This is a genomic window from Lysinibacillus sp. NPDC056185 (assembly GCF_047737915.1).
GTDB lineage: Bacteria > Bacillota > Bacilli > Bacillales_A > Planococcaceae > Lysinibacillus.
In genome coordinates, this window is the sequence record NZ_JBLLLQ010000001.1 from 431,157 (window position 1) to 441,052 (window position 9,896).

At 38.8% G+C, this 9,896-nt stretch carries 10 protein-coding genes; 3 read left to right on the forward strand and 7 right to left on the reverse strand.

What is annotated here, in order from left to right; translation table 11 throughout:
* The coding region (locus ACMZ42_RS02150) for a hypothetical protein (RefSeq protein WP_415730389.1) at positions 1 to 202 on the forward strand (202 nt) is incomplete at its 5' end.
* 102 nt (positions 203 to 304) lie between these two features.
* Here the strand turns inward: ACMZ42_RS02150 and ACMZ42_RS02155 are convergent.
* The 5 genes from ACMZ42_RS02155 to ACMZ42_RS02175 form a co-directional block, all read right to left on the reverse strand.
* Positions 305 to 1,270: a YpdA family putative bacillithiol disulfide reductase gene (locus ACMZ42_RS02155; RefSeq protein WP_415730390.1), complete on the reverse strand. Its 966-nt coding sequence runs from the start codon at positions 1,268 to 1,270 to the stop codon at positions 305 to 307.
* 117 nt (positions 1,271 to 1,387) lie between these two features.
* Positions 1,388 to 2,143, reverse strand: coding sequence for a metallophosphoesterase (locus ACMZ42_RS02160; RefSeq protein ID WP_370075948.1), 756 nt, complete (start codon positions 2,141 to 2,143; stop codon positions 1,388 to 1,390).
* Positions 2,144 to 2,303: 160 nt separating this feature from the next.
* Entirely contained in the window at positions 2,304 to 3,125 is an 822-nt protein-coding gene (locus tag ACMZ42_RS02165) for a LysM peptidoglycan-binding domain-containing protein (RefSeq protein WP_415730391.1), read from the reverse strand.
* A 230-nt stretch (positions 3,126 to 3,355) separates the two neighbouring features.
* A complete protein-coding gene (locus tag ACMZ42_RS02170) occupies positions 3,356 to 4,798 on the reverse strand; it encodes a RecQ family ATP-dependent DNA helicase (RefSeq protein ID WP_415730392.1) in 1,443 nt (480 codons plus the stop codon).
* A complete protein-coding gene (locus ACMZ42_RS02175; RefSeq protein ID WP_415730393.1) occupies positions 4,799 to 5,827 on the reverse strand; it encodes a helix-turn-helix domain-containing protein in 1,029 nt (342 codons plus the stop codon). It abuts the gene before it with no gap.
* A gap of 107 nt (positions 5,828 to 5,934) precedes the next feature.
* On the opposite strand from ACMZ42_RS02175, the gene ACMZ42_RS02180 reads away from it, so the two are divergent.
* Positions 5,935 to 6,183, forward strand: coding sequence for a ferredoxin (locus ACMZ42_RS02180; RefSeq protein WP_053482601.1), 249 nt, complete (start codon positions 5,935 to 5,937; stop codon positions 6,181 to 6,183).
* Between the two features lie 642 nt (positions 6,184 to 6,825).
* Complete coding sequence (locus ACMZ42_RS02185) at positions 6,826 to 7,608, forward strand: enoyl-ACP reductase (RefSeq protein WP_370075956.1); 783 nt, start codon at positions 6,826 to 6,828, stop codon at positions 7,606 to 7,608.
* 79 nt (positions 7,609 to 7,687) lie between these two features.
* On the opposite strand, the gene ACMZ42_RS02190 is transcribed toward ACMZ42_RS02185, so the two are convergent.
* A complete protein-coding gene (locus tag ACMZ42_RS02190; RefSeq protein ID WP_370075958.1) occupies positions 7,688 to 8,335 on the reverse strand; it encodes a peptidylprolyl isomerase in 648 nt (215 codons plus the stop codon).
* A gap of 146 nt (positions 8,336 to 8,481) precedes the next feature.
* Positions 8,482 to 9,690, reverse strand: a complete 1,209-nt coding sequence (locus ACMZ42_RS02195) for an MFS transporter (protein WP_415730394.1) — start codon at positions 9,688 to 9,690, stop codon at positions 8,482 to 8,484.
* Between the last annotated feature and the right edge of the window lie 206 nt (positions 9,691 to 9,896).

Sequence of the window (9,896 nt, forward strand, 5' to 3'; positions counted from 1 at the left end):
GCTATCCGTCGATTCGGCTCTTCTTTCCATCGCTCTGACCCTTCTATCCGTCGCTTCAATCTCTTTCCGTCGCTCTGGCCCTTCTATCCGTCGATTCGGCTCTTCTTTCCATCGCTTTGGCCCTTCTATCCGTCTCTTCAATCTCTTTCCGTCGCTCTGGCCCTTCTATCCGTCGATTCAGCTCTTTCATCCGTCGCTCTGACCCTTCTATCCGTCACTTCAATCTCTTTCCGTCGTTCTTGCCCTTCTATCCGACGTTTTAAAAAAAGCTGTATAAGCTTACATGCTCATACAGCTCCTCTTGCTATTTTGCTCTTTTGTCAATTGTCTTTGCAATACAATCGCCATGGAAACGGCCATTTTCAATAAAAATTTCATTAGCATTATTTCCAGCTGCAATAACTCCCGCAATAAATAATCCTTCTACATTTGTTTCCAAAGTTTCTGGATTAAAGAAAGGACGACCCGTTTCATAATCAATAGAGACACCCATTGCTCGAATAAATGAATGATCTGGATGATAGCCTGTCATAGCAAAAACAAAATCATTTTTTAAAGTTTTCTTGCTACCATCAATTTCTACTACGACCTCATGCTCTCGGATTTCCAGTATATTTGTATTGAAATGCATTTGGACTTCTTCATTTCGTACTACACCTTCAAATTCTGGTAAAACCCATGGCTTGATGCTAGGTGAATACTCACTACCACGATAGGCAACAGTGACGCGAGCTCCTGCCTTATTCAACTCAAGCGCTGCATCTATTGCCGAATTTTTCCCACCTATTACGAGAACATCAGTATCAAAAAATTCATGTCCCTCTTTAAAGTAATGGAAGACTTTTGACAATTTTTCACCTGGGATGTTTAAATAATTCGGATGGTCATAGTAGCCTGTTGCGATCACAACATAAGGTGTTGTATAGACCTCTTTATCTGTCGTTACTGTAAACACCGCTCCATTTTTTACAACGCTATTTACTTTCTCGAAGCGGTTTACTTGAATAGCTTTCAAACGTACAACTTCTCGATAATAAACTAGTGCTTGATTTCGCTTTGGTTTACGACCTTCAATAATAAAGGGAACATCACCAATAGCTAGTCGTTCACTCGTACTAAAAAAAGTTTGATGCGTAGGGTAATTGTATACCGCATTTACGATATTGCCTTTTTCAATGACAATTGGCTTTAATCCAATATTTTGCAAGGCTATTGCTGCTGCTAAACCACATGGGCCCCCTCCAACAATAATTGCATCTACTTGCTGCATTTCTTGACACTCCTATCAACTTTGTATCAGCAATTTGCTAATACTTTACTTAATCGGGCTTTTACCGAATTAATCCTTATCGTTTCCATTATACGCCTTCTATCGAGTTTTGGTTGTTTATTTACCCGAAATTTCAATGTCAATAATATGACACTGTGGTCTCGCACCAAGCCGAAAAGGTAATAATGTCGTACCATAGCCGTTACTTACTAACGTCATCACACCCTCACGCTCCCGATAAGAGCCATTAGGATGCACACCGTATGGACCAATTCTAATTTGACCACCATGTAAATGCCCACCAATCATTAAATCTGCTCTAAATTTTGCACGGACTCTTGCAAAAACGCCAGGGTTATGTGAGATGAAAACAACTAAGTCTTTCTCTCCTACCTTTGCAAATGCTTCATCAAAGCTATATTTCATTGTAGATGTATCTTCAATTGCATTTAGCCAAAAGCGGTTTTTTTTAGGTAGTAATACAGCATCATTAGCGATGATCTGAACACCATGTTCCTGCAAAATACTTCGTAATCGTCCTTCACCTACTTCTCTGTCATTATTCCCCCATACAAAATAAGTTGGTCCTAAAGGAGTTAATAACTTTAGGTTGTCATGAATACGTTGAATAGGTGTGCGTCCATCTGCAAAATCTCCACCAATAATAACAGCATCAAATTGACCATCTAACTGTTCAATCATCTGGCGATTAATTTTGCGTAAATGTGTATCCGAAATAAAAAATAGTCGGATTTTTTCCTGTTCACCCTTTAATAACAATTGATGATGTAAAACATTATTTTCATGTGCCACCTTCAACATATAAAGCAGGAACGCGATGACTACTAAAACAAATAGTCCAAAATAAATCATTCCTTCACATCTCCTTACGAAAGCAAAAAGACGATTCGTTATAATGAAGAATCGCCTTTTCACTAAATCAGACGTACGCCTCAACCATATTTGGTGTTAACGTTTGTCCATTATTTTATACTAGAAAAACATCATTGCCAAAGAATGACACCCGCTTTTCTTATGGTAGCTTAATCACTTGCCCGATCATTACATTATTTGAAGACATACCGTTTGCTGCACGAATTTTCGCTAGTGTTGCTTCACTGCCATCACCGTAGTGATTCAATGCAATACGATATAGATTTTCATTTGCTTTTACTGTATGAGTACTTGCACTTGCGGCTTGTTTTGCTTCTTCTGCTTTGCGTGCTGCCTCAGCTTTACGCGCTTCCTCGGCCTTTCGTGCTTGTTCCGCTTTTCTAGCCTCTTCTGCTTGTGCTATTCTAGCTTGCTCAGCTTTTTTAGCTTCCTCGGCTTTTCTAGCTTCTTCTGCCTTCTTGGCTGCTTCGGCCTTTTTCGCTTCCTCAGCTGCCTTCTGCTCAGCTGCTAATTTCTCAGCGTCTTTCTTAGAAGGCTCTTTTGCTTTGTCTGTTTTATCTTTGTCTGTTTTATCTTTGTCTGTTTTATCTTTGTTTGCTTTATCGTCTTCTTTTGCTTTGTTTTTGTCAGTTGACACAGCTAACTTACCTTCATCCCCTGAATCGTCAAATTCTACAACTTCATCCGAAGAATTTTTTTCAGCCTCTTCAATTGTTGTTCCAGGTTCATAGAATTTTAAAAAATAGACTAATATCGATAATGGAATTAAGATAAAAATTACAAAAAGAATCGTCATTAATGGCGGTTTTCGTTTTGTATTACTTGGCTTTTTATTGTCATTTCCATTTTTCTTCATTCTTGAAACCCTAGATAAAGCTTGCTGTTCTTTTTGTTCTTCTTGTTCTTCTTCAAAAGATTGACGATGTTCTTCGATTTTATCGCGATAATCTTCTTTACTCATTCGCCGTTCCTCCAACCTTACTACGCTTTCTATCATTCTATTATGACGAATATTGCGAAAAAAGTAAATGACCGTCAGTTATAGTCTAAAAAGGACATATCACCATAACGTGGGGTTGATTTCCGTTCCGACCGGGCACTTTCCTGGAGGCGTCCAGTCGGTACGGAAATCAACTTATTATATGGCATACGTTTTAACAAATGTCATCCACAACTTTTGGTGATGAACCTTTAACAACCCATTAAGAGTTGCTTTAGCCGACTTTCCCATGGAATCATTTCTATTTTCTTCTCTTCTTTTAAGCGTACCTTATTGATTTCATCATAATGGATTCCACAATTTTCACAACAGTTTTCTGGTTTTTTCAGCAATTTTTGCCCAAAATACCCGACTAGCTGTGTGCGAATACAGTCTTTTGTCTGAGTCATTTTATGCATTTTATCGACAGCACGATACTTTTCCAGTGCTAAATGATTTAAACGCACTTTAACTTGTTCCATCGTTTCTTGTTGTAGCCAGTAATCAAGCACACGAAAAGCGGTCTCACTCAGCTCTCCATTTTTCAACATTTGTGAAGGCTGTACTTGTTGATTTAGTAGTTCCTGATAACGATCAACATGACCAGCTGTTGGCAAATCGCCTGTTACAACAAATTTCGCAAGTTCCTCATCACCCTCACTATAAAGTAAAATTGCGAGCGCTGGTTGACCATCACGACCTGCACGACCAATCTCCTGCATGTAATTTTCTACATTAGCAGGCAGCGTTTCATGGATAACCTGACGAATATTTGACTTATTAATACCCATTCCAAAAGCATTCGTAGCCACAATCCAGTCGAGTTCCCCGTCAATAAACTGTTGCTGAATAAACTGACGGTCATCAGCACCATAGCCTGCATGATAAGCTGCCGCTCGTATACCAGCCTGTATAAGCGCTTCGCTATATTGTTCAGCACGCTTCCGCGAGGACATATATAATATACCCGGTCCTGCCGTTTCTTTAACATGTTGCATAATCCAGTGTGTTTTATCTGCCCTATCCTCAAATACGACACGCCCAAGATGAATATTTGGCCGATCCACATTGTACAAAAACTCAAATGGTGTATCCAGCGACAATGTATCTCGTATGTCATTGACTACTTTATTCGTCGCAGTCGCCGATAATGCTAAAATCGGTGGACGATTTACTTGTGAAAACCATTGTCCAATTCGTAAATAATCTGGCCGAAAATCAAAGCCCCACTGAGAAATACAATGTGCCTCGTCCACGACGATAAGACCTAACTGCATTTGTGAAAGCTTGTCTTGAACTTGCTGCTGTAAAAGCATCTCTGGTGACGTAAAGATAAAACGATACTGCTCTAAAAAATGTAATACATACCGTTTTTCACTTACGGTTAAAAATGAATTTAAGGCAACTACCCTCTTTTCACCAAAGCGTTTTAGCTCCTCTACCTGATCCTGCATTAGAGAAAGCAAAGGAGAAACAATTAATACTGGCTTCTGCAGGATATATCCTGATAGTTGGTAACAAAGTGACTTTCCCATTCCAGTTGGTAATAAAGCGATAACATCTTTTTCTTCTAAAATGGCTTCAATGACCTCTTTCTGGCCTGGACGAAATGCTGTATAGCCAAAATACTTTGTCAATGTTTGTTCAAGCTCCATCTATACTTCTCCTTTCGCGAGGACAAGCCTTAACTGGAAATAACTCATACCTTCAACTACTTCATGCAATGTTTTCAATTTTTTTGTTTGATAGTGTTTCGATGCCAGCCAAACTTTTTCCGCTTCTTCATATGAGACGAATGGACCAATCGAAAAGTTCGGTTCGTTCATGGCTAGTTCCACCAAATGATCCTCGATTGTACTTTGTTTTAGTTTCCTTATTTGCACAATCTGTTCAATTGAATAGCCCTGCTCATAAAAATGTGCTGTTTGCTGCGCTGAATCGGTTAGTAATGCTTTGACTCTTAATCCTTCTGCCACTTTACCAAGTAACGGATAATCATTTGTCTGATGAACTTCATTTAATAATGTATGTAGCAATTCTATAAACGCTAACTGACAATCTAAAACTGTTTCCTGACGTTCACTCGCAAGCTGCTGCCACGTCCATCCTGGTAAACTATGACCACTCAACCGATAGAGGACAAGCTGTTTGTTGGCATCTGATAAGGGTAACACGGAAAGCGCGCGTTCACATTCCTCCAATAATTGCTGCTGTAAATGCCCATCTTGAAAGTTAGACTCGACTAAAAATGTACGAACCCAAGACTGAATATTCGTATCCCTACTTATTGGAGAAAAAGAACGAACTCCAGCGCTTTGATAGGATAAACTTTGTACAATTAACGAGAACCTCGCAAAAAATATATGCTCATTTCCCCTATAGTGCCACCCGTCAAATAAATAATCAGATGTCTGCTCTGCTCGCTGTAAACCTAGCTTTTTCATGGAATAGTGACCAGATTCTTGCATAGTTAACCAACTATACTGTAAAAACGAATTTACGGCTTCATCAAATGTCTTCCTAGGTAACTTAGGTAATAGCCCAAAATAATTATGTAACTGAAATAGGCCAATGTCTTGAATAGTCTGACCTGAGCGCTTTCCTCTTAATACATGATAAGCAGCAGAAATTGTTCGTTCGTTATTTAGTTTTTGAAAGATTTGCAATAAAATTTGATGAAACATAGACGCAAATTCCTCCAATTTAATAGTATTTATGTTGAAATGTAAGATAAACATCTTTAAAATGAGTATGAAGCTTTGTAGGAACATGTAAAAGGAGAGAAAAAAAAATGGCTAAATTCACAATTGTTGATAAAGATACATGCATCGCTTGTGGCGCTTGCGGAGCCGCAGCACCAGATATTTATGATTATGATGATGAAGGGATTGCCTTCGTTATTTTAGATGATAACATGGGAACTGCTGAAGTTCCAGAAGATCTACTAGAAGACATGCAAGATGCTTTCGAAGGATGCCCAACTGACTCAATTAAAGTAGCAGATGAAACTTTTGATGGCGACTCATTAAAATTCGAATAGTCCTTCATACGTATCTTTAAAGGCATCCTTAACTGGGTGCCTTTATTTTTATCTCCTCACGTTACAAACACCAAAATTAAATTACATGTTAATTCTTTGGCTCATCACTATAACGTGTGGTTGATTTCCGTTCCGACTGGGCGCTTTGTAGCTGCCGCTTTGCTTTCGCTACAGAAACCAATTGTTGCTGTCGCTTCGCTTTCGCACAGAAAACATCCGCTACGCTGCAGGGTCTCGGGCCAACACGAGGTTGGTCACGAAGGCGTTATCACAGGACGTGATGGTTTTAGCCTTCGTTCCTCTATCGCTAATCCCCAAGGTGTCGCCTAGTCTCCACTCCAATCAACTAATACTTGGCATATGTTTTAACAAATGTCATTCACAACTTTGGTGATGAGCCAATTTTCTCATACGAATAACTTAATAACAGATTCTTATACCATTTTTATTAATTTAAAAATCTTGTAGCAAAAATAACAACTACTAGATTCGTCTCTAACATAGCAGAGATGAATTTTTTTATTTTCTAATGTAAAGTTTGTCAGTCTTTTCATCTTGTTATTGCAACCATTTTTTATGTATGATAAGATTTTAGTAGTTGGTACTAATAACAGATATTATTTCGTAAAGGGGTTCTTATAGATGATGGATAATTTATTACAATTAAAAGATAAAAATATTGTAGTTATGGGTGTGGCAAACGATCGAAGTATTGCTTGGGGTATCGCAAAACGTTTATTTGACGTAGGTGCAAATGTTATTTTCACATATCGCCAAGAACGTTCATTAAAAAAATTACAAATGCAATTAGAGAAAATCGAACAATCTGACTCACTGATCGTACAATGTGATGTCAACAGCGACGAGAGCACAAAAGCAGCTTTCGATGAAATCGGTACAAAAGTAGGCGTTATCCATGGCATCGTGCATTCAGTAGCCTTTGCCAATGCAGAAGATTTACACAATCGCTTCTTAGATACAACTCGTGATGGTTATGCATTTGCACAAGATACTAGCGCCTATTCCCTTATTTCAGCAGCAAAAGCCGCACATCCTTATATGACTGAGGGTGGCTCTATCGTAACAATGAGTTACTTAGGAGCAGAGCGCGTCCTTGATGGCTACAATGTCATGGGTGTAGCGAAAGCGGCATTAGAGGCATCTATGCGCTACCTTGCTGCCGATGTAGGTAAAGATAATATTCGCGTTAATGCGATTTCTGCTGGCGCGATTCGCACACTTGCTGCAAAAGGCGTTCCTTCATTCAATACAATTTTACACAAAATCGAAGAAACAGCCCCATTAAAACGTAATGTTCAACAAGACGAAGTGGCAGATATGACAATCGTGATGCTTTCTCACTTATCACGCGGTGTGACAGGCGAAACGATTTACATCGACGCTGGCTACAATATTATGGGTTAAACACAAAGAAGCATGGGAGATCAAAAATCGATCTCTCATGCTTCTTTGTTTCGTATTGTACTTCAGAATTTCACAACTATTATTTTAGTACCTTTGGGGCTGGATAATCAAAGCCCTTTGTATCTACTTCTACCTTTTTCATCTGCTGATCTTTTAAAGGTTTTTCACCCTCACGTTCAGAAGTAGCTATAGCATCTACTGTTTCCATCCCCTCAATTACTTTTCCAAAGGCAGCATATTCGCCATCAAGATGTGATGCTTCATTTACCATAATGAAAAATTGAGATCCCGCAGAATTCAGATCCTGCGAACGAGCCATTGAAATGACACCGCGTTCATGCTTTAAATCATTTTTAAAACCATTTAATGAAAACTCACCTTCTATCGAATAGTCTGGCCCACCCGTACCATTACCTGAAGGGTCTCCACCTTGAATCATAAAATCAGGGACAACTCGATGGAAAATAAGACCATCATAAAAACCTTTTTTAACTAAGGAAATAAAATTAGCTACCGTATTCGGCGCTGTAGAAGGTTCTAATTCGATGACGATTTTTTCATCATTGTTCATCGTAATCGTCACAATTGGATTTTCCTTCACTTTTGATGAATAATCCGCATTTCCTTCCAATTGCCCACTTTCTTTAGCAGCTCCACAACCCGTCAAAACAAATGCTACCGCCAGAAAAGCTAAGACGATAGAAAATCCTTTAAAACGCGCGAACATATTCTTTCAACTCCTCTTGATCACCAGTCTACTCATTATACTATCAGATAGTTTACGACAAATCATTTTTATAATAATTAATGAAGAAGGCTATATTTATGGATGTGGACGAGAAAGAAAATAAGCTAAGCAAAAAAATACTATTTCTAGTGCCTTGCTGCAATGCGTTGGTGTTTAGCAATAATCCCCTTTAACAAAAAGGATAATAAGCATGCAACGACCAAAAATACAGCAATCATAACAATAACGCCTCCCCAGCCGTAATGCATCCAGAATACCCCTCCTACTGTTCCTCCAACACTTGAACCAAAATAATAGAAAAATAAATAGAGAGAAGAGGCTTGTGCTTTATCATGAGTGGCCCGTTTACTTACCCAGCCACTGGCAATCGAGTGTGCTGCAAAAAAGCCAAATGTAAAGATTGTAATCCCTATAATTTTCAAACTAAGTAGCCCATTTAATGTTAAAATCGCTCCTATAAACATGATTGTAATGGACAATAACAGCATCTTTTGACGGCCATATTGATCGGCTAGACTACCGAACCAAGCAGAGCTAAATGTACCTACTAAGTAAATCACAAAAATCCAACCAACAATCGTGGCACTTAAATTATAAGGCGGCGCCATCAATTTAAAGCCAATGTAGTTATAAAGAGTCACAAAGCTTCCCATTAATACAAAGCTAATACCAAAAAGGCAAAGCATAGATGGGTCCTTTAAATGTTGTAAAAGAGATGTCACCAATGATTTTATCTGTAATGGACGTGCTGAAAAATGCTTGGAGTTTGGTAGCATCCAGATAAATAACATGCTAATCATAAGACTAATGATACCCAGTACAATCATCCCTACCTGCCAATTATAAAGATCCGTTATTGTACCAATAATCACTCGTCCACTAAGCCCACCTACCGAATTACCACTTATGTATAAACCCATCGCAATCCCTAAACTAGAAGGATCCATTTCCTCCCCTAAATAAGCCATCGCAATTGCCGGCAATCCTGCAAAAACAACTCCCTGTATTACACGTAACACTAGTATCGTTTCAAAATTAGGGGAAAAGGCTAGTGCAAGTGTAATAATTGATGCCCCCAAAATAGAAATCGTCATCAAAGATTTCCTGCCCCATGCCTCTGATAAGGAGCCAACAATAATCATACTTATGGATAATGCAAAGGTTGTCACAGAAAGCGTTAAACTCGCAACAGCTGGTGATACATGAAACTCCTTCGCAAACGTTGGTAATAATGGCTGTGATACATATAAATTGGCGAAGGTGATAAAGCCTGCTAAAAATAAAGCCCAGTTTGCTTTATGAAACGCCTTTGTCCCCTTTTGAATGTAACCCATTTCTCTCTCTCCTTACGTTCTTCCAATTCTACTATTATTCTAATACAATGATCTTCAAAACACACGATAACTTGTCAAAAAATAGACAAATTTGCCACCATTTGAATCATTGCCATAACGTGTTGTTGATTTCCGTTCCGACTAGGCGCCTTGTAGCTGCCGCTTTGCTTTCGCTACAGAAACCAATTGTTGCTGCCGCTTCGCTT

Excerpts from the sequence above, each read along its gene's own strand:
- ACMZ42_RS02195 (WP_415730394.1), bottom strand. The coding sequence starts at position 9,690 with ATGGGTTACATTCAAAAGGGGACAAAGGCGTTTCATAAAGCAAACTGG.
- ACMZ42_RS02190 (WP_370075958.1), bottom strand. The coding sequence starts at position 8,335 with ATGTTCGCGCGTTTTAAAGGATTTTCTATCGTCTTAGCTTTTCTGGCG.
- ACMZ42_RS02175 (WP_415730393.1), bottom strand. The coding sequence starts at position 5,827 with ATGTTTCATCAAATTTTATTGCAAATCTTTCAAAAACTAAATAACGAA.
- ACMZ42_RS02165 (WP_415730391.1), bottom strand. The coding sequence starts at position 3,125 with ATGAGTAAAGAAGATTATCGCGATAAAATCGAAGAACATCGTCAATCT.
- ACMZ42_RS02185 (WP_370075956.1), top strand. The coding sequence starts at position 6,826 with ATGATGGATAATTTATTACAATTAAAAGATAAAAATATTGTAGTTATG.
- ACMZ42_RS02160 (WP_370075948.1), bottom strand. The coding sequence starts at position 2,143 with ATGATTTATTTTGGACTATTTGTTTTAGTAGTCATCGCGTTCCTGCTT.
- ACMZ42_RS02170 (WP_415730392.1), bottom strand. The coding sequence starts at position 4,798 with ATGGAGCTTGAACAAACATTGACAAAGTATTTTGGCTATACAGCATTT.
- ACMZ42_RS02155 (WP_415730390.1), bottom strand. The coding sequence starts at position 1,270 with ATGCAGCAAGTAGATGCAATTATTGTTGGAGGGGGCCCATGTGGTTTA.
- ACMZ42_RS02180 (WP_053482601.1), top strand. The coding sequence starts at position 5,935 with ATGGCTAAATTCACAATTGTTGATAAAGATACATGCATCGCTTGTGGC.